15 protein-coding genes, 3 pseudogenes and 1 riboswitch are annotated in these 19,659 nt (G+C 62.6%); of the genes and pseudogenes, 14 read left to right on the top strand and 4 right to left on the bottom strand.

The features are described from left to right. Positions 1-38: 38 nt before the first annotated feature. Complete coding sequence (gene ygfZ, locus AB4N42_RS10665) at positions 39-980, top strand: CAF17-like 4Fe-4S cluster assembly/insertion protein YgfZ (RefSeq protein ID WP_323154333.1); 942 nt, start codon at positions 39-41, stop codon at positions 978-980. A 36-nt stretch (positions 981-1,016) separates the two neighbouring features. Beyond that, positions 1,017-1,838, top strand: coding sequence for an HDOD domain-containing protein (locus tag AB4N42_RS10660; RefSeq protein ID WP_198797134.1), 822 nt, complete (start codon positions 1,017-1,019; stop codon positions 1,836-1,838). A gap of 62 nt (positions 1,839-1,900) precedes the next feature. Here AB4N42_RS10660 and AB4N42_RS10655 read toward each other — a convergent pair. Together AB4N42_RS10655 and AB4N42_RS10650 are read right to left on the bottom strand one after the other, a co-directional pair. Beyond that, positions 1,901-3,293, bottom strand: a pseudogene (locus tag AB4N42_RS10655) (sensor histidine kinase). Further along, on the bottom strand, positions 3,286-3,957 hold the full coding sequence (locus AB4N42_RS10650; RefSeq protein WP_030138298.1) for a response regulator: 672 nt from the start codon (positions 3,955-3,957) through the stop codon (positions 3,286-3,288). The pseudogene AB4N42_RS10655 and the gene AB4N42_RS10650 overlap by 8 nt, the downstream one beginning before the upstream one ends. 454 nt (positions 3,958-4,411) lie before the next feature. Between AB4N42_RS10650 and AB4N42_RS10645 the strand changes: the two genes are divergently transcribed. The 4 genes from AB4N42_RS10645 to AB4N42_RS10630 are packed head-to-tail and all read left to right on the top strand — an operon-like array spanning position 4,412 to position 8,475. Beyond that, a complete protein-coding gene (locus AB4N42_RS10645) occupies positions 4,412-5,404 on the top strand; it encodes a Bug family tripartite tricarboxylate transporter substrate binding protein (RefSeq protein ID WP_030138299.1) in 993 nt (330 codons plus the stop codon). A 57-nt stretch (positions 5,405-5,461) separates the two neighbouring features. Continuing rightward, entirely contained in the window at positions 5,462-5,923 is a 462-nt protein-coding gene (locus AB4N42_RS10640; protein ID WP_030138300.1) for a tripartite tricarboxylate transporter TctB family protein, read from the top strand. A 1-nt stretch (position 5,924) separates the two neighbouring features. Then, on the top strand, positions 5,925-7,439 hold the full coding sequence (locus tag AB4N42_RS10635) for a tripartite tricarboxylate transporter permease (protein WP_460116163.1): 1,515 nt from the start codon (positions 5,925-5,927) through the stop codon (positions 7,437-7,439). Then, the gene (locus tag AB4N42_RS10630) at positions 7,432-8,475 is read left to right on the top strand and encodes an AbrB family transcriptional regulator (protein ID WP_460116162.1); all 1,044 of its coding nucleotides are present in this window, start codon (positions 7,432-7,434) and stop codon (positions 8,473-8,475) included. The genes AB4N42_RS10635 and AB4N42_RS10630 overlap by 8 nt, the downstream gene beginning before the upstream one ends. A 128-nt stretch (positions 8,476-8,603) precedes the next feature. Here AB4N42_RS10630 and ung read toward each other — a convergent pair whose 3' ends face one another. Beyond that, positions 8,604-9,296, bottom strand: coding sequence for a uracil-DNA glycosylase (gene ung, locus AB4N42_RS10625; RefSeq protein WP_460116161.1), 693 nt, complete (start codon positions 9,294-9,296; stop codon positions 8,604-8,606). A gap of 131 nt (positions 9,297-9,427) precedes the next feature. Here ung and AB4N42_RS10620 point away from each other — a divergent pair, with 131 nt between their 5' ends. Then, positions 9,428-10,540, top strand: a complete 1,113-nt coding sequence (locus AB4N42_RS10620) for an enoyl-CoA hydratase/isomerase family protein (RefSeq protein ID WP_460116160.1) — start codon at positions 9,428-9,430, stop codon at positions 10,538-10,540. A gap of 171 nt (positions 10,541-10,711) precedes the next feature. On the opposite strand, the gene AB4N42_RS10615 is transcribed toward AB4N42_RS10620, so the two are convergent. Further along, on the bottom strand, positions 10,712-11,116 hold the full coding sequence (locus AB4N42_RS10615; RefSeq protein WP_030138305.1) for a hypothetical protein: 405 nt from the start codon (positions 11,114-11,116) through the stop codon (positions 10,712-10,714). Positions 11,117-11,420: 304 nt separating this feature from the next. Then, positions 11,421-11,522, top strand: a riboswitch (guanidine-I (ykkC/yxkD leader). A gap of 60 nt (positions 11,523-11,582) precedes the next feature. On the opposite strand from AB4N42_RS10615, the gene AB4N42_RS10610 reads away from it, so the two are divergent. The 7 genes and pseudogenes from AB4N42_RS10610 to uca all read left to right on the top strand — a co-directional run. After that, positions 11,583-12,650, top strand: coding sequence for a putative urea ABC transporter substrate-binding protein (locus tag AB4N42_RS10610; protein ID WP_460116159.1), 1,068 nt, complete (start codon positions 11,583-11,585; stop codon positions 12,648-12,650). A 15-nt stretch (positions 12,651-12,665) separates the two neighbouring features. Continuing rightward, positions 12,666-13,478: pseudogene (locus AB4N42_RS10605) on the top strand (ABC transporter permease); the annotation flags it as partial. After that, on the top strand, positions 13,479-14,267 hold the full coding sequence (locus AB4N42_RS10600) for an ABC transporter ATP-binding protein (RefSeq protein WP_407683913.1): 789 nt from the start codon (positions 13,479-13,481) through the stop codon (positions 14,265-14,267). It begins immediately after the preceding pseudogene. Between the two features lie 13 nt (positions 14,268-14,280). Continuing rightward, positions 14,281-15,006, top strand: a complete 726-nt coding sequence (locus AB4N42_RS10595; protein ID WP_217860144.1) for an urea amidolyase associated protein UAAP1 — start codon at positions 14,281-14,283, stop codon at positions 15,004-15,006. Between the two features lie 11 nt (positions 15,007-15,017). Further along, a complete protein-coding gene (locus AB4N42_RS10590; RefSeq protein ID WP_460116158.1) occupies positions 15,018-15,659 on the top strand; it encodes an urea amidolyase associated protein UAAP2 in 642 nt (213 codons plus the stop codon). Between the two features lie 305 nt (positions 15,660-15,964). Further along, positions 15,965-16,681, top strand: a complete 717-nt coding sequence (locus AB4N42_RS10585; RefSeq protein WP_460116157.1) for a biotin carboxylase N-terminal domain-containing protein — start codon at positions 15,965-15,967, stop codon at positions 16,679-16,681. Further along, a pseudogene (uca, locus tag AB4N42_RS10580) lies at positions 16,599-19,646 on the top strand (urea carboxylase); the annotation flags it as partial. The gene AB4N42_RS10585 and the pseudogene uca, both read left to right, overlap by 83 nt. Positions 19,647-19,659: the final 13 nt, after the last annotated feature.

The raw sequence follows: 19,659 nt of genomic DNA, 5'->3' as shown, positions 1-19,659 counted from the left end.
TTATGATGTCTACCAGACTTTTTACCCTGCGATGACCCATGGCTGATTCCGCATTTTTCTGCACCCTGTCCCACGAAGGCGTACTCGCGGTCCGCGGCGTGGATGCCGGCAAATTCCTGCAAGGCCAATTGACCTGCAACCTCAACTACCTCAGCGACAGCCAGGCCAGCCTGGGCGCCCGTTGCACCCAGAAAGGCCGGATGCAATCGAGCTTTCGTATCGTCCTCGAAGGCGACGGCATACTGATGGCCATGGCCACGGAGCTTCTGGAGCCGCAACTGGCGGACCTGAAGAAATACGCGGTGTTCTCCAAATCCAAACTCACCGATGAAAGCCCGGCATGGGTTCGCTTCGGATTGGAAAACGCGGACACCGTGCTGAGCGGGCTGGGCCTCGACCTGCCGGCCGAAACCGACAGTGTGGTTCGCCAGCCATCGCTGATCGCTATTCGCGTCTCCCCCGGCCGCGCTGAACTCTGGGTTCGCGCCGAACAGGCCGATACGCTGCTGACGCAGCTGCGCGAGCAACTGCCCGAAGGCGACTTGAACCGCTGGCTGCTGGGTCAGGTCCGCGCGGGAATCGGCCAGGTCATGGCGGCCACGCGCGAGTTGTTCATTCCGCAGATGCTCAACCTGCAAGCCGTAGGCGGCGTGAGCTTCAAGAAAGGTTGCTACACCGGCCAGGAAATCGTCGCGCGCATGCAGTACCTCGGCAAACTCAAGCGTCGCCTGTATCGCCTGGAACTGGACGCCGCTGAATTGCCGGAGCCTGGCACCCCGCTGTTTTCCCCTACGCATGGCAGCTCGATCGGCGAGGTCGTCATTGCCGCCCGTGCCGAGCGAAACATTGAACTGCTGGCAGTATTGCAGGCCGAAGCGGCAGAAGATGGCAATTTGCACCTCGGTGCTTTGGAAGGACCCGCGCTACAATTGCTGGACTTGCCTTACGAACTGGACCGCGACCGCGAAATCCAGCGTTGATCGCAACATTTTGTCGCAACACCCTAGAGAACCGAAATGAGCGATTTGGCGGATAAGGTCCAGCGGGATTTGGTGGCGGCCATCGATAATGATGACCTGGTCTTGCCAACATTACCGGAAGTGGCCATGCAGATTCGCCGGGCCGCCGAAGACCCGGAAATCAGCGTCAGCAACCTGAGCAAAGTGATTGGCCGTGACACCGCCCTCTCGGCGCGCCTGATAAAAGTCGTCAACAGCCCGTTGCTGCGCGCCACGCAGGAAGTGACGGACCTGCACACGGCAATCACTCGGCTGGGCGTCAACTACAGCAGCAACCTGGCGATTGGCCTGGTCATGGAGCAGATTTTCCATGCCCGCTCCGAGGTCGTGGAACAGAAAATGCGCGAAGTCTGGCGCAAGAGCCTGGAAATAGCGGGTGTCAGCTACGCCCTCTGCCGCAGCTACACGCACCTCAAGCCTGATCAGGCGGCCTTGGGCGGATTGGTCCATCAGATCGGCGTCCTGCCGATCCTGACGTATGCCGAAGACAATAATGAATTGCTGTCGGACCCCATCAGCCTCAACCACGTCATCGAGACGATTCACCCGGTGCTGGGCGACAAGCTGCTCAGTGTCTGGGAATTTCCGGAAAGGTTGGTGAAGCTGCCGGGGTTGTACCTGGATTTCACCCGAGACTCCAAACAACTCGATTATGTAGACCTGGTGCAAGTCGCCGCGCTGTATTGCTACAAGGACACCGACCACCCGCTGAGCCGGATCGACGCGGTTGGAGTGCCGGCAATCAAGAAGCTGGGCATCGACCTCGACGATAAGGATCGGTGCGCGGACATTGAAGAAGCACGGACGATGTTTTACTGAACAGCCCGGACATCGAACCTGAACCTGGCATCAGTCCCGTGGCGACAGCATTCAGCGCGGGCTTATTCTGAGCCAGGGATGAAACTCACCCGTACCTTCAGCCCACCGTCCTGACCGTCGTGAAGGCTGATCTGCGCCAGATGCGCACGGCAGATTTCCCCGACGATCGCCAGCCCGAGGCCCGAGCCGGCCACCTGCTGGTTTCGCCGGTAGAAGCGCTGGAACACTCGTTCCCGTTCAGTCTCAGGAATACCGGGACCGTCATCCTCGACTTCCAGCACCGCCGCGCGCGACGACCCGCAGGATGACGTTGCCACCCGACGGTGTATGGGCCAGCGCGTTATCCACCAGATTGCTCAACAGCTCGTTCAATAAGGTCGGCTCGCCCCGCAACCAGATCGGCTCGTCGGCTTCCAGGGCCAACGCGACACCACGGGCATGAGCCAGCGGGGCCATGGCCATGCCCAGCTCACGGGCCAATTGGCTCAGGTCGAGCAATTGCGCACCGCCCTCGGCAATCGCCCGGGCGCCGTTTTCCACTCGCGCCAGTGACAGCAACTGGTTCGCCAGATGGGTCAAGCGGTCGGTGCCCTGGGCCGCGGTTTCCAGGGTTTCACGCCAGGTCGCCGGTTCGCTGGCACGCAAGCCCAGCTCCAGGCGTGCCTTGAGGGCGGCCAGTGGCGTGCGCAGTTCATGGGCGGCATCGGCGATGAATTGCGCCTGCCGTTCGAATTGGCCACGCAGGCGCTCGGTGAAATGGTTGAGCGCCCGGACAAGGGGCCACAACTCATGCTGGACCTCCACCAACGGAAGCGGCCGCAAGTCGTCTGGCTGACGCTCTTCCACCGCCGTACGCAGGCGCTCCAGCGGACGCAACGCGGCGCTGACCGCGAACCACACCAGCAATAATGCACCGACGGCCAGCATGCCCAGCCGCAATAGCGTGTCGGCCATCAGGCCCCGGGCCATGCTGATCCGTGCTTCTTCGGTTTCCGCCACGCGGATCTCCGCCATGCCGTTCATTTCCGGCTCGCTCACGGCCTTCAGCAGGCTGACCACGCGCACGTCCTGGCCCTGGTAACGCGCGTTGTAGAAACGTGCCAATGCCGGATAATCGTCAGTGCGCGGCGTGCCGGGCGGCGGACCCGGGAGATTTTCGTAACCGGAAATCAGCTGTTGGTGGATGTCGTTGACCTGGTAGTAGATACGTCCGGCGCTGTCATAGGCGAAGGTGTCCAAGGCCACGTAAGGCACGTCCGCGCTGAGCGTACCGTCTCGCTGCGAAAGACCGGCGGCGATGGTCCGGGCCGAGGCCAGCAGCGTCCGGTCATAGGCGGTATCGGCGGCTTCGCGACCATTCCAGTAGGCGCTCAGGCCGCTGGCGAGCATCAGCACCACCAGCAGCGATGCCAGGTTGCGCAGCAGCCGCCAGCGCAGGCTGTCGGGCTTATGCATCTCGGGTTTCCAACAGGTAGCCCAGCCCCCGGAATGTCACGATCGCCACGGCGTGGCCGTCGAGTTTCTTGCGCAAGCGATGCACATAGATCTCGATGGCGTCGGGGCTCGCCTCTTCGTCCAGGCCGAAGACCTGGGCTGCCAATTGCTCCTTGCTCATCACCCGCCCGGGCCGGGCAATCAGAGCCTCCAGGACAGCCTGCTCGCGGGAGGTCAACGTCATCAACTCATCGTCGAGGGTAAAGCGGCGGGTGTCCAGGTCGTAGACCAATCCTCCGCAGCGCTGCTGGCGCTCGCCACCCAACACGCTACGGCGCAGCAATGCCTTGACCCGGGCTTCCAGTTCGGTGAGTTCGAACGGCTTGGCCAGGTAATCATCGGCCCCAAGATTCAGCCCATGGACGCGGTCCTTGACGTCGCTGCGAGCGGTCAGCATCAGGACCGGCGTGGTCTTGCCCCGGGCCCGCAGGCGCGCCAGCACCTCGAAACCGTCCATGCGCGGCAGCCCGACATCGAGGACCACCACAGCGTATTCCTCGCTGCCCAACGCCAGGTCGGCGGCCACGCCGTCATGCAGCACGTCCACGGTCAAACCGGTGCTCTTGAGGGCTTGGGCGACACTTTCGGCGAGCTGCAGATGATCTTCGACGAGCAGAACACGCATGGTTTTTCCTCGATTCAAGGTATGGCCGACGCCATTCTTTGGCGCGGAGTTTACAGCCGCATCCGCAACTGTGAAGCCAAAAAGCATCCTGAAAGCTATTGAAAGGTTAGCGAAAGGTTGGCCGGCTAGAGTCCTGAAACGAACAGTTACGACTGTGGATCGCGTAACAGATCGCGAACGAAAAACGCCTCGAAGCGTTTTCGCCGAATAAAAACAATAAAGCGGAGTCACCACCATGCTGTCCATACAGCTTCAGGCTTCAATGCCCGTCCGTCTTTCCAGCCTCAACCAGACTACCCTTTCCTGTGCCGTTGCCCGCGCCGATGTTCATCGACGTCAGGATGCATCCGCGCAGCGCGATCTGCCGTACCCGTGAATGCCGGTGCCGACCAACCTCGCCCGGCCTCGGCCCTATTTTTTGCAACACACAACAACAACTCCTGTGGAGACAAAAATGAACCTATCACTGCGTAAAGTAGCCCTGGCCGTCGGATGCCTCGTGTTCGCGGGGCCGTTGCTCGCCGCTGACGCCTCCAAAGAACCCAAGCGCCCGGAATGCATCGCACCCGCCGCTCCGGGTGGCGGTTTCGACTTGACCTGCAAATTGGCGCAAAGCGCACTGGTCAACGAAAAACTGCTGACCAAGCCAATGCGTGTGACCTACATGCCCGGTGGTGTCGGCGCGGTGGCCTACAACGCGGTGGTGGCCCAGCGTCCGGCCGACGCCGGCACGTTGGTGGCCTGGTCCAGCGGTTCGTTGTTGAACCTGGCGCAAGGCAAGTTCGGCCGTTTTGATGAAACCAACGTGCGCTGGCTCGCTGCAGTCGGCACCAGCTACGGCGCCATTGCCGTGAAAAGCGATTCGCCCTACAAGAATCTCGACGACCTGGTACAGGCGCTGAAGAAAGACCCGGGCTCGGTGGTCATCGGTTCCGGCGGCACAGTCGGTAGCCAGGACTGGATGCAGACCGCTTTGATCGCCAAGGCCGCCGGTATCGACCCGCGCAAACTGCGCTATGTGGCCCTTGAAGGCGGCGGCGAAATCGCCACCGCGCTGCTTGGCGGTCATATCCAAGTGGGCAGTACCGACATCTCCGACTCCATGCCACACATCCTGAGTGGCGACATGCGTCTGTTGGCCGTGTTCTCCGACAAACGCCTGGACGAGCCGGAAATGAAAGACATTCCGACCGCCGTGGAACAGGGCTACGACATCCGCTGGCCGGTGGTACGTGGCTTCTACCTCGGCCCGAAAGTCACCGATGAAGAATACGCCTGGTGGAAAAACGCCTTCGACAAACTGCTGGCCTCCGAAGAGTTCGCCAAGCTGCGCGATCAGCGCGAACTGTTCCCGTTCGCCATGACCGGCCCGGAGCTGGACGCCTATGTGAAAAAGCAGGTAGCCGACTACAAGGTGCTGGCCAAAGAGTTCGGCCTGATTCAGTAATCGCCTCTGTTCTCGTGGTGGCGCTGAGCTGAACTCGGCGCCACCCAGGAGTTTGTCATGCTCACCATCCAACGTATTTTTGCCTCGGTGTTGCTGCTGGCGTGCATCGGCCTGGCGCTGATGGCCTGGCCGTACCAGGCACCTTTTTCCTACGAGCCGGTCGGCCCGCGCGCCTTCCCCTTGCTGATGCTGGGGCTGATGGGTTTGGCGCTGCTGTACATGGTGTTCCGTCCCGCGCCCATCGTGCACAGCGATGAAGACCCACAGCTGGACCGCGAAACCCTGCAGAAAATCGGCATCTGCGTGGTGCTGCTGCTGGTCTTCGCCGGAACCTTCGAACCCCTGGGGTTCATCCTCTCCAGCATTCTCATCGGGGTGCCGATGGCGCGGCTGTACGGCGGTCGCTGGGTGCCGAGCGTGGTGATCATCAGCCTGATGGCCATTGGTCTTTATCTGTTGTTCGACAAGCTGATGGACGTGCCGCTGCCCTTGGGCCTGCTCGACGTCCTGGAGAATTGATATGGATACCCTGAATTATCTCGGCCAGGGTTTTGGCGTTGCATTGACCCCCTATAACCTGGTCACGGCCCTAGCCGGCACGCTGATCGGCACCGTGGTCGGCCTGCTGCCGGGCCTGGGCCCGATCAACGGCGTGGCGCTGTTGATCCCGATTGCCTTCGCACTGGGGCTGCCGCCGGAGTCGGCGTTGATCCTGCTGGCGGCGGTGTACCTGGGTTGCGAATACGGCGGGCGTATCAGCTCGATCCTGCTCAATATCCCGGGCGAAGCCTCCACCGTGATGACCACCCTCGACGGCTACCCGATGGCTCGCCAGGGCCTGGCCGGGGTGGCGTTGTCGCTGTCGGCGTGGAGTTCGTTCATCGGCGCGCTCATCGCCACCTGCGGCATGGTGTTGTTCGCACCGTTGCTGGCCAAATGGGCGATTGCCTTCGGGCCGGCGGAATATTTCGTCCTGATGGTGTTCGCCATCGTCTGCCTGGGCGGCATGGCCGGTGATCGTCCGCTCAAGACCTTCGTCGCGGCGCTGATCGGCCTGTTCCTCTCCAGTGTCGGGATCGATGCCAACAGCGGTGTCTACCGCTTCACCGGCGATAACATTCACCTGACCGACGGCATCCAGTTCGTCGTGCTGGTGCTGGGCCTGTTCTCCATCAGCGAGATCCTGTTGCTGCTGGAAAAAACCCACCGTGGCCAGGAAGCGGTAAAGGCCACCGGGCGAATGATGTTCAACTTCAAGGAAGCGGCGTCGGTATTCGTCGTCAACCTGCGCTGTGGCTTGCTGGGCTTCATCATGGGCGTATTGCCGGGCGCCGGTGCGACGCTGGCCAGTGCCGTGGCCTACATGACCGAAAAACGTATCGCCGGTGCAAGTGGCACATTTGGCCAGGGCGACAGGCGCGGCCTCGCGGCACCGGAGACCGCCATTGGCGGCGCTGCCTGTGGTGCGCTGGTGCCGATGCTGACCCTCGGCGTTCCTGGCTCGGGCACCACGGCGGTGATGATCGGCGCGCTGTCGCTGTACAACATCACCCCTGGCCCGCTGCTGTTCCAGCAGCAACCGGATATCGTCTGGGGCCTGATCGCCTCGTTGTTCGTCGCCAACGTCATGCTGGTGATCCTCAACATCCCGATGATCCGCATCTTCACCCGCATCCTGGCCGTGCCGAACTGGGCGCTGGTGCCGGTCATCGCCATCATCACCGGCATCGGTGTCTATGCGGTGCACGCCACCACATTCGACCTGTTCCTGATGATCGGTATCGGCATCTTCGGCTATATCCTGCGCAAGCTGGAGTTCCCGCTGTCGCCGGTCCTGCTGGGCTTTATCCTCGGCGGGCTGATGGAGCAGAACCTGCGCCGTGCGCTATCGATCTCCAACGGCGCGCTGGAAATCCTCTGGTCGAGCCCGATCACGTTCGGTTGCTGGATCCTGACGGCGATCATGTTGTTCATGCCCCTGCTGCGAATCTGGCGTCGTCGCAGTGCCCAGCGTCGTGCCCTGGCCAATGTCTGAGGCAACTACTTTCAGACATTGGTGGGGAACACCGCTGGTCGGTCTGGCCGGCGGTTATCTGGCCAGCCTGATCGGCTGGCCCTTGCCCTGGATGGTCGGCTCGCTGTTGGCGATCATCCTGGTGCGCTGCCTCACACCGTGGCAATTGATGGAAATTCCCGGCGGCCGCAAATGCGGCCAATGGGTGGTGGGCATCGGCATCGGTTTGCACTTTACGCCAGTGGTGATGGAACAAGTCCTGAACCACTTCGGCCTGATTTTCTTCGGCGCGCTGATCACCAGCGTGTCCAGCGTGGTGAGTGTCTGGCTGATGCGTCGCACCGGCGAAGACCGCGCCACCGCTTTCTTCTCCAGCATGCCGGGCGGCTCCGGCGAAATGGTCAACCTTGGCGCCCGCAACGGTGCGATGCTCAGCCATGTTGCCGCGGGCCAGAGCCTGCGGGTCCTGGTGGTGGTGTTGTGCGTGCCGGCCGCATTCAAGTATCTGCTGGGCGATGGAACCCCGGTGCAACACGCCACGACGGTGGACTGGTTGTGGCTGGCGATCCTGTTTCCGGCAGGCGCCCTGCTCGCCTGGATCTGGGAACGCTTGCGCCAACCCAACCCATGGCTGTTCGGTCCGTTGTTGGTCAGCGCAGCGGTGAGCATTGGCTGGGATCTGCACATCGGCCTGCCCCACGGCGCCAGCCAGGTCGGCCAGTGGTTGATCGGCAGCGGATTGGGTTGCCATTTCAACCGGCAGTTCTTCCGTCGGGCACCGTCGTTCATGGGACGCACACTGGTTGGCACGGTATTGACGATGCTGATCGCAACGCTTGCGGCCCTGGGCCTGAGCACCTTGACCCAACTGGACTTGCGTTCGCTGACACTGGGCATGATGCCCGGTGGCATCGCGGAAATGAGCCTGACGGCGGAAACGCTGCAATTGTCGGTTCCGTTGGTCACGGCGTTGCAGGTGATGCGGCTGTTATTCGTGCTGTTTCTGGCGGAGCCGTTGTTCAGGTATTGGATGCGCAGGCCGGGTTCGGACTTGTAGACCGAGTTGCCCCCTTCGCGAGCAAGCCCGCTCCCACAGAGAACTCGCGGCGTACAAAAATCGGGCGGCCACTGAAGATCCAGTGTGGGAGCGAGCTTGCTCGCGAAGGGGCCAGCCCGATTAGCGCATCAAACCGGCGGCAACCGCCATTCGATCGGCTTCTCGCCATGTTGCTCGAGGAACTTGTTGGTCCGGCTGAAATGCCCGCAGCCGATGAATCCCCGATGGGCCGACAGCGGTGACGGATGCACCGAGGTCAGCACCAAGTGCTTGGTCGCATCGATCAGCTTCTGCTTGCTCTGGGCATGGGCGCCCCACAACAGGAACACCAGGTGAGGCTGGTGTTCGCTGACCACCTCGATAACCCTGTCGGTAAAGTGCTGCCAACCTTTCTTGGCGTGGGCGTTGGCATTGGCGCGCTCCACGGTCAGGGTCGTGTTGAGCAGCAACACACCCTGGTCGGCCCAGCTTTGCAGGTAGCCGTGGCTGGGAATGTCGATGTTCAGGTCGCGCTTCAACTCCTTGTAGATGTTCACCAGCGAGGGTGGTGTCGGCACGCCCGGCTGCACCGAAAAGCACAAGCCATGTGCCTGGCCTGGACCGTGATACGGATCCTGGCCAAGGATCACGACCTTGACCTTGTCCAGCGGCGTGGAATTGAGCGCGTTGAAGATCAACGGCGCGGGCGGATAGATCTCCTTGCCGGCCGCGTATTCACTGCGCAGGAACTCGCGCAACTCTGCCATGTAGGGCTGGTCGAATTCGGCACGCAGTGCCTGCTTCCAGCTCGGTTCGAGTTTGATACGGTCGTCAGAAGTCATGGGCACACCCGTTAAAAACAATGGGCGCACCCTAGGAAAGCCTACAGGGCTTGTCAATTGATCTGACGCGGATCCGGCACTTTCCCCCACAGCAGTCATACTGATCATTCAATTTTCTGATCGAGGTCACGATGAATCTGCACTTCGAAGAACTTACGGGTATCAATGGTGCGCGGCTCGGCATCGCCACCCTGGATGCGGAAAAATCCCTGAATGCCCTGACGCTGCCGATGATCAACGCCCTGCATGATCGCCTGGATGCCTGGGCCAGGGAGCCGCAGGTCGTCTGTGTCCTGCTGCGCGGCAACGGCGCCAAGGCGTTCTGTGCCGGTGGTGAAGTGCGCAGCCTGGTAGAAGCTTGCCGGGCTCATCCCGGTGAGGTGCCACCGCTGGCCGCGCAATTCTTCGCGGCGGAGTACCGCCTGGATTTCAACCTGCACACCTACCCCAAGCCGCTGCTGTGCTGGGGGCACGGCTATGTGCTGGGCGGCGGCATGGGTTTGCTGCAAGGCGCAAGCACGCGGATCGTCACGCCGAGCAGTCGCCTGGCAATGCCGGAGATCAGCATCGGCCTGTATCCGGATGTCGGCGCCAGTTGGTTCCTGTCGCGCCTGCCGGGCAAGCTCGGGCTGTTCCTCGGCCTGACCGGTGCCCACATGAATGCCCGCGACGCCATCGACCTTGGCCTGGCCGACCGTTTCCTGCTCGATGGGCAACAGGACGACCTGATCGAGGGCCTGCTGCAACTCAACTGGCAGGAGCAGACCGAGATGCAGCTCAACAGCCTGCTCAAGGCCTTGCAGCAAGAAGCCCTCCCCCAACTGCCCGAAGCCCAATGGCTGCCCCGCCGGGAGAAGATCGACGAATGGCTGGATGTCAGCGATGTGCGCTGCGCCTGGAAAGCCCTGAGCTTGCTGGTGGACCATCCCGATCCGCTGATCGCCCGGGCAGCCAAGACCATGGCCGAAGGCTCACCGCTGACGGCGCACCTGGTCTGGGAGCAAATCGCCCGAGCGCGGCATTTGTCCTTGGCCGGTGTGTTCCGCATGGAATACACCCTGAGCCTCAACTGCTGCCGCCATCCGGAGTTCAGCGAAGGCGTGCGGGCACGGTTGATCGACAAGGACCACAAGCCTCGTTGGCACTGGCCGGACATCAATCATGTGCCCGAAGCGGCAGTGGAGGCGCATTTCCACAAGGTGTGGGAGGGGCGGCATCCGTTGGCGGATTTGTCCAATGAATAGCCGAGCTAGAAGATTCCTGTGGGAGCGAGCTTGCTCGCGATAGAGGCATGCCAGACACATCGATATTGGCTGACCCGACGCCATCGCGAGCAAGCTCGCTCCCACAGGGCGGGTTTATGCCAGGCACAAAAAAAGCGGCGCTCAATGCGCCGCTTTTTTGTTGCCCTGGGATCAGCGGTGGTTGCCCCGTCCATCGCGACCACCATGTCCGCGATCACGATCGCCGTGTCCCCAATGATCTCGCCCGCCTCGACCGCCCCGGTCGTCATTCCAACCACCCCGGTCACGGCCGCCCCAGCCGCCACGATCCGGATAAGACCGGTATGCACGCGGCGGCGAGTAATAGCGTGGGCCTTGCTGGTAGTAACGCGGTGCCGAGTAATAGCGTGGCGCCGGTTGGTAATACCGCGGTGCGTAATAGCCACGCGGTGCCGAATAATATCCTCCGCTGTAATAGGCCGGCCCTGGCGAGGTGTAGACCTCTGAACGGTAATAGCTCGAGTCTCCGTCGTAGTAAGGCACGCATGCCGAAAGAGTCAGACCAAGAAATGCAATGAGGAGCAGTCGTCGATACATGGCGGCCTCCTGGACCGCGAATGGGCCGCATCAGCGACGCTGATGGGCGGCAGTCAACGTTGTGTGACTGACGAATATTCAGACAGCAAAATCGGAATCTGGTGCGACATGGCAACAACTGGAAACATGTCACTCGTCGCCCTCTTCCGGTGCGCCATGGCACCACAAGCAAGCACAAATCCGCCCTCAATCATCCCTCTCCGACGCTCGCCCGCTCTGGCATGGGCCTTTGCCTGAATTGGCACGGCTCTCGCTTTAACAATCCCCGTGCAGGAGTCATCACAGGTTCGCGGCACCACAATTTGCAATGGCTGACTAGGGTTCCGGCTCGCCTCTGGCGAGTGGCTGGTCCGAGAGTTGGCGACCTCCAGTTGAGGTTACACGGCGGGACAAAAGCCCGGGAGACAAGCCACCGTTCGCGGTGCCGCGTTGCTCCTGTCCGCCCTTGATCAACTGGAGAACCACCATGTTCAAGCTTCGTCTGTCCGCCCTGCTCCTCGCCGCTCTCTCGGCCCTCATGAGCTTCTCTTGCGTCGCCGCGCAAAAAGATCACTTCAGCGTGTGCTGGACCATTTACGCCGGCTGGATGCCCTGGGAATACGCCGGCAGCCAAGGCATCGTCGACAAATGGGCGAAAAAATACGGCATCACCATCGATGTCGTACAGCTCAACGACTACGTCGAATCCATCAACCAGTACACCGCTGGTCAGTTCGACGGCTGCACCATGACCAACATGGACGCCCTGACCATCCCCGCCGCCGGTGGCGTAGACAGCACCGCGCTGATCGTCAGTGATTTCTCCAACGGTAACGATGGCATCGTCCTCAAGGGCGACGGCAAGAAAGTCGCCGACCTCAAGGGCATGGACGTCAATCTGGTGGAGCTGTCGGTGTCTCATTACCTGCTGGCCCGCGCGCTGGATTCGGTCGGCCTCGCCGAGAAAGACCTGAAAGTCGTCAACACCTCCGATGCCGACATTTCCGCCGCCTTCAACACCGACCAGGTCAAGGCCGTCACCACCTGGAACCCGATGCTCTCGGACATCAAGGCGCAGCCAGGCGTGAGCGAAGTGTTCAACTCCAGCCAGGTGCCTGGCGAGATCATGGACATGATGGTGGTCAACACCCAGACCCTCCAGGACAACCCCGCCCTGGGCAAGGCCTTGACCGGCGCCTGGTTCGAAGTGGTGGCGCTGATGAACGCCAGGAATGCCGCCGCCAACGCTGCGCTGGAACACATGGCCAAGGCCTCGGGTACCGACCTCAAGGGTTTCCAGGCGCAACTGGACACCACCAAGCTGTTCGCCACGCCCCAGGAAGCGCTGGGCTTCGCCACCAGCGATCAACTGCCCGCCACCATGGGCAAGGTGGCCGAGTTCTCGTTCAAGCACGGCTTGCTGGGCGAAGGCGCCAAGGACACGAACGCGGTCGGCATGGCATTCGCCAATGGCGTGACCCGCGGCGACAAGGCCAACCTCAAGCTGCGCTTCGACCCCACCTACGTACAGCTGGCCGCCGACGCCAAGCTGTAGACCGGAGGACCTGGCATGCGCCTGATCAACCGCTACCCGGATCGCCCCAGCCGCTTGCTGCTGGTCATCCTGCCATTCGCGCTGGTGCTGTTCGCCTATTTCATGGGCTCGGCCGAACGACTGACAGAAAACCCCAACGACAAGCTGCTGCCCAGCGCCGGGCAGATGATCGATGCAGTGAAACGCCTGGCCTTCACCGCCGATGCCCGCAGTGGCGACTACCTGCTCTGGCAAGACACCGCGTCGAGCCTACGCCGGTTGGCCATTGGCCTGGGCATCAGCGCCCTGGCCGGGCTGTGCCTGGGCATCGCCGCCGGCACGCTACCGCTGTTCGGCGCGCCGTTGTCGCCGTTGCTTACCGTGGTCTCGATGGTGCCGCCCCTGGCGATCCTGCCGATCCTGTTCATCGTCTTCGGCTTGGGGGAACTGTCGAAAGTGATGCTCATCGTGATCGGCATCACGCCGTGCCTGGCGCGGGATCTGGAACAGCGCGCCCGGGAGATCCCGTCCGAACTGCTGATCAAGGCCCAGACCCTCGGCGCCTCGACCTGGACGCTGATGCTGCGCGTGGTGCTGCCGCAACTGCTGCCACGCTTGCTGATCTCGCTGAGATTGATGCTGGGTTCGGCCTGGCTGTTCCTGATTGCCGCCGAAGCCATCGCCTCCACCGATGGGCTCGGGTATCGGATTTTCCTCGTGCGTCGTTACCTGGCGATGGACGTGATCCTGCCGTACGTGGTGTGGATCACGCTGCTCGCCTGGCTGATGGACTGGGGGCTCAAGCGCCTGACCCTTCGAGCGTTCCCTTGGTACGAGGGGGGCGAGAGCATGAGCTTCATCAAGGTAAACAACGTCTGGCAGCAATACGACGATCAGGTCGTGCTGGAACGCTTGAACCTGAACGTCGCCGAGGGTGAGTTCTGCACACTGGTGGGCGCGTCGGGTTGCGGCAAGTCGACCTTCTTGCGCTTGTTGCTCGGCCAGGAGCGCACCAGTCGCGGACAAATCCTGCTGGATGGCGAACCCTTGGCCGGCGAACCAGACGCCAGCCGGGGCGTGGTGTTCCAGCGCTACTCGGTGTTCCCACACCTCACGGTGCTGGACAACGTCGCCCTGGGCCTGGAGTTGCCGCGTTCACCGTTGCTGGGCCGTCTGTTCGGCAGTGCCAAGCGCCAGGCTCGCGAAGAGGCTGCGCAATTGTTGGACAAGGTCGGCCTGGGCCACGCGTTGGACAAATACCCGGCGCAGCTTTCCGGCGGCATGCAGCAGCGATTGGCGATTGCCCAGGCGCTGATCATGAAGCCCCGAGTCCTGCTGCTGGATGAGCCCTTCGGCGCCCTCGACCCGGGTATCCGCAAAGACATGCATGCCTTGTTGCTGGCGCTGTGGCGCGAGACCCAACTGACGGTGTTCATGGTCACCCATGACCTGTCCGAAGGCTTCAGCCTCGGCACGCGCCTGCTGGTGTTTGACAAGGTGCGCGTCGATCCCCACGCACCTGGCGCCTACGGTGCACGCATCACCTACGACATTCCATTGAACAGCGACCGCCGCACCGCCCGTGCCGCCGTCGACGCCCTGCCCGCCGAATTGGCCGGCACGTTGCGTATCGCTTGAAAGGAGTTTTTCCATGACCGATTCGATCCAGCTGTTCCCCCCCTTCGCCGAAGAACTGCTGCCCGGTGGCGGCCATCGCTCGTTCGTGCTCAAGCGCGGCCAACTGCTGCGCCTGACCGATCTGCGCGGTGGCGCCAACGTGAGCCTGACACTGCTCAACGCCAACGAAAAAACCGAACGCCTGAACCTGCCCGACAGCCTCAAATGCCAACACACCGCCAAGCTCACCGCCGGCCATTGCCTGTATTCGGACATGGGGCGAGTGCTGGCGGCGATCACCGCTGACACCTGTGGTTGGAGCGACAGTTTTGGCGGTGTGCTCTGCGCCGAAGAGGTCGCTGAGAAATACGGTCAGGGTCGTTATCAGGAGCTGCGCAACGGCTTCTTTCGCAACGGCACCGACAACCTGCTGGTGGAGCTGGGCAAATGGGGGTTGGGCCTGTCCGACCTGCTGATGACCCTCAACTTGTTCAGCCGGGTCGACGTCGACGCGGCCGGCCATTTTCACTTCGTGGAGGGCAATTCCAAAGCTGGCGATTACATCGAGCTGTACGCGCCGATGGACACCTTGGTAGTGCTGACCGCGCTACAACACCCGATGGACCCGAACCCGCAATACGCCCCGCAACCGCTCAAGCTCAGTTGGATGAACGCCACCCCCAGCGTCGCCGAACATTGCCGCCAATCGCGCCCGGAAAACCAGCGCGGCTTCATCAACACCGACCGCCTGTTCGCCTGAGGATCGTCGCCATGTCACTCGCCATCGCCACTGCACACAAACAACCCGAGACCGCCATCTACCGCGCCACGATTCCTGCCGGCGAACCTTGGCTGACCGAAGTCAAGGCCGGCCAGACCTTGCGCATCCTCGACCTGGAGGGCAACCAGGCGGTCGATACGCTGTTCTACAGCCTGGCCAACCCCAGGGAACGCTATGACGTGCAGCGCACCTTGCGCCGGCAGAACAGCGTTTACCTGGGCACCGGGAGCGTGCTGTATTCCAACCTCGGCCGGCCGATGCTGACCATCGTCGAAGACACCTGCGGGCGTCACGACACCCTCGGCGGCGCCTGCGCCCAGGAAAGCAACACCGTGCGCTACGCCCTGGAAAAACGCCACATGCACAGCTGCCGCGACAACTACCTGCGGGCCTGCGCCCACGACGGTCGGCTGGGCAAGGGCGACATCGGGCCGAACATCAACTTCTTCATGAACGTGCCGGTCACCGCCAATGGCGGCCTGACGTTCGAAGACGGGATCTCGGCGCCGGGCAAATACGTCGACCTGCGGGCCGAGATTGACGTGATCGTCTTGATCTCCAACTGCCCGCAGTTGAATAACCCGTGCAACGCCTACAACCCCACGCCAGCGGAGCTTCTGATATGGAACTGAAATTCGTGCGCCTGCGCCGCTGGTTGTTCGCGTTGTGCCAGAGCCGGTCGGGGCAGTGCATCAAATAACGTTTACCAGACACCCGCAATCCAATGTGGGAGCGGGCTTGCTCGCGAAAGCGGTCCGACAGAGACATTGATGTTGACTGACACACCGACTTCGCGAGCAAGCCCGCTCCCACAAGGTTCAGCGGTGTTTTTAAGGTTGATTATTTCGCTCACGGGGACGACCCCGTTGGCCATCGAAAACTGCGGGACGGCCCGCATCCCAGTTCAGGCAGCACGTATGCCTGAGGGGGCAATGCCATGTTCGAAAAAATCCTCATCGCCAACCGTGGAGCCATCGCCTGCCGCATCCTGCGGACGTTGCGCGAATTGAATGTCCAGGGCGTCGCGGTGTACTCCCAAGCCGACGCTGCCAGCCTGCACATCCTCCAGGCCGACGAAGCCCACTGCCTGGGCGAAGGCGCGGCGGCCGGTACGTACCTGGCGGTGGATAAGCTGCTGGCGATTGCCAAGAGCAGCGGCGCGACGGCGATTCATCCCGGCTACGGCTTCCTCTCGGAAAACGCCGCTTTCGCCGAAGCCTGCGAGGCCGCGAATATTGCCTTCATCGGGCCGACACCGGAGCAACTGCGCGTGTTCGGTCTCAAGCACACCGCACGAGACCTCGCCCGCCAGCACGGCGTGCCGCTGCTTGAAGGCACTGAATTGCTCGACAGCCTCGACACCGCGCTGCTGGCCGGAACACAGGTCGGTTACCCGGTCATGCTCAAAAGCACGGCGGGCGGCGGCGGAATCGGCATGCGCGTGTGCCGTAGCGCCGCCGAGTTGAGCGAATCCTTCGAAGCGGTCAAACGCCTCGGGCAGAACAACTTCAGCGACGCCGAGCGTGTTCATCGAGAAGTACATCGAACGGGCTCGTCACCTGGAGGTGCAAGTTTTCGGCGACGGCCAGGGCCAAGTGATCGCCCTGGGCGTGCGCGATTGCTCGGTGCAACGGCGCAACCAGAAAGTCCTTGAGGAAACCCCGGCACCCAACCTGCCCGAAGGCATGGCCGAGGAACTCTGCGCGGCGGCGATCAAACTGGCCCGGGCGGTGAACTACCGCAGCGCGGGCACCGTGGAGTTCGTCTACGACAGTGACGCCGGGCGCTTCTACTTCCTGGAGGTGAACACGCGGCTGCAAGTTGAGCATGGCGTCACCGAGCAGGTCTGGGACGTCGACCTGGTGCGCTGGATGGTGCAATTGGCCGCCGGTGAGCTGCCGCCACTGAGCGAACTGAGCCTGGGTTTGAAAGCCTGCGGCCACGCGATCCAGGCGCGCCTGTATGCCGAGGATCCGGGTCGGGATTTCCAGCCAAGCCCAGGGCTGCTCACGGCGGTGGCGTTTCCTCAGGCCGACGGCAAGGCACTGCGCATCGACACGTGGGTCGAGGCAGGCTGTCAGATCCCGCCCTACTTCGATCCGATGATCGCCAAGGTGATTCGCTGGGCCCCGACCCGCGAGCAGGCGCGCAAGGGCCTGCATCAAGCGTTGGAAGACTGTCTGCTATACGGCGTCGAAACCAACCGCACCTACTTGCAGCAGATTCTCCTCTACGCGCCCTTCGCAACCGGCCAGCCCTGGACGCGTTGCCTGGAGACCCTGGCCTACCGCGCCAACACGTTCGAGGTGCTCAGCCCCGGCACCCAGACCAGCGTCCAGGATTACCCTGGCCGCCTCGGCTATTGGGCGGTGGGCGTACCGCCGTCGGGACCGATGGACAGCCGCTCGCTCCGCTTGGGCAATCGACTACTGGGCAATGACGAAGGTGCGGCGGCGCTGGAGATCACCATGAGCGGACCTTTGCTGCGCTTCAACTGCAACGCCCGGGTGACGGTGACCGGTGCGCAAATTGCCCTGGCCCTGGACGGCGAAGCGGTGCCGATGAACACTCCGCTGTCGATCGCCGCCGGATCCACCCTCGCCCTGGGCACCATCAGCGGCGCCGGGGCGCGCAGCTATCTGTGCCTGCAAGGTGGCTTGCAAGTGCCGGATTACCTGGGCAGCAAAAGTACCTTCACCCTCGGCCAGTTCGGCGGCCACGGCGGACGGGCGTTGTGCACCGGCGATGTGCTGCACCTGGCTGCTTTGGATGAGCGTGCCGCGTTGCCGTCAATCGACGCGCCGCCGCTCATGTTGCCCCCAGTGCGGCAGATCCGCGTGATCTACGGCCCGCATGGCGCGCCGGAATATTTCACCGAACGCTACATCCAGACGTTCTTCGACACCTCATGGGAAGTGCATTTCAACTCCAGCCGAACCGGCGTGCGGCTGATCGGGCCGAAGCCGGAATGGGTCCGGGCCGACGGCGGCGAAGCAGGCCTGCACGCCTCCAACATTCACGACAACCCGTATGCCATCGGCGCCGTGGATTTCACCGGCGACATGCCCGTCATCCTCGGCCCCGACGGCCCCAGCCTGGGAGGCTTCGTCTGCCCGGTGACGGTGATCGAGGCGGACCTGTGGCAGTTGGGACAGCTCAAGGCGGGGGACAAGGTGCGGTTCGTGCCGGTGGATATCTCGACCGCCCGATCATTGGTAACAGACTTCCCCCGTGGCGAGGGAGCTTGCTCCCGCTCGAGTGCGCAGCGCTCGCCAGACTGCACGCCGACCACTGAAAAGTTGGGGCCGCTGCGCGACCCAGCGGGAGCAAGCTCCCTCGCCACAGGTTTTGGGGATACACAAACATTGGTGTCACCCGTGGTGTTGGATATCGGCCAGGACGATACCCGCCTGGTCGCTCGCCTGGCTGGCGACACCCACCTGCTGCTGGAAATCGGCGCCCCCGAACTGGACCTGGTGCTGCGTTTCCGCGCCCACGCCTTGATGCAGGCCCTGGAACAAAAGCACCTGCACGGTGTGATCGACCTGACGCCGGGCATTCGCTCGCTGCAAGTGCACTACCAGCCCGAGCAACTGCCGCTGGCCGATTTGTTGGCTATCGTCGCCGGTGAGTGGGATGCCGTGTGCGCTGCGCAAGACCTGCAAGTACCCTCGCGCATCGTCCGCCTGCCGCTGTCCTGGGACGACCCGGCCTGCCAATTGGCCATCGAAAAATACATGACCACCGTGCGCAAGGACGCCCCTTGGTGCCCAAGCAATCTGGAGTTTATCCGGCGCATCAACGACCTGCCCAACCTCGACGAAGTGCAACGCACGGTATTCGACGCGAGCTATCTGGTGATGGGCCTAGGGGACGTCTACCTCGGGGCGCCGGTCGCCACGCCGCTCGACCCACGGCATCGGCTGGTGACCACCAAATACAACCCGGCCCGGACCTGGACCGCGGAAAACTCGGTGGGCATCGGCGGCGCCTATATGTGCGTGTACGGCATGGAAGGTCCGGGCGGCTATCAGTTCGTCGGGCGCACGTTGCAGATGTGGAATCGTTATCGGGATGTTGCCGCGTTTGACGGCAAGCCTTGGCTGCTGCGGTTCTTCGACCAGATCCGCTTCTATCCGGTCAGCGCCGATGAACTGTTGCGCATCCGGCGGGATTTCCCCTTGGGCCGCTTCGACCTGAACATCGAATACAGCCAGCTCAACCTCGCCGACTATCGGGGTTTCCTGGCCCGGGAAGCGGACAGCATCGCCGCGTTTCGTCAGCAGCAACAACAAGCCTTCAAGGCCGAGCGCGAGCGTTGGATCGCCAGCGGCCAGGCGCATTTCGACAGCGAGGAACCGACACCCGCGCCGAGCGAAGAGACGTTGCTGGGCGAGGACCAATTGAGCGTCGACAGCCACATCGCCGGCAATCTATGGCAAGTCCAGATAGAAGTGGGCACGCGGGTCGCCGCCGGTGACGTGTTGGTGATCCTGGAGTCCATGAAGATGGAGATCCCGGTGCTTGCGCCGATGGCCGGCGTGGTTCGCGAGGTGCGCGTCCAACCCGGTTCGGCGGTGCGCGCCGGACAGCGTGTCGTGGTGCTGGAACGTGACTGAACTCAATCAAGGG

Source organism: Pseudomonas sp. H2_D02 (assembly GCF_054677635.1).
Note: the sequence above shows the minus strand (reverse complement) of the source record. Positions and strands in the feature narration are given on the sequence as shown.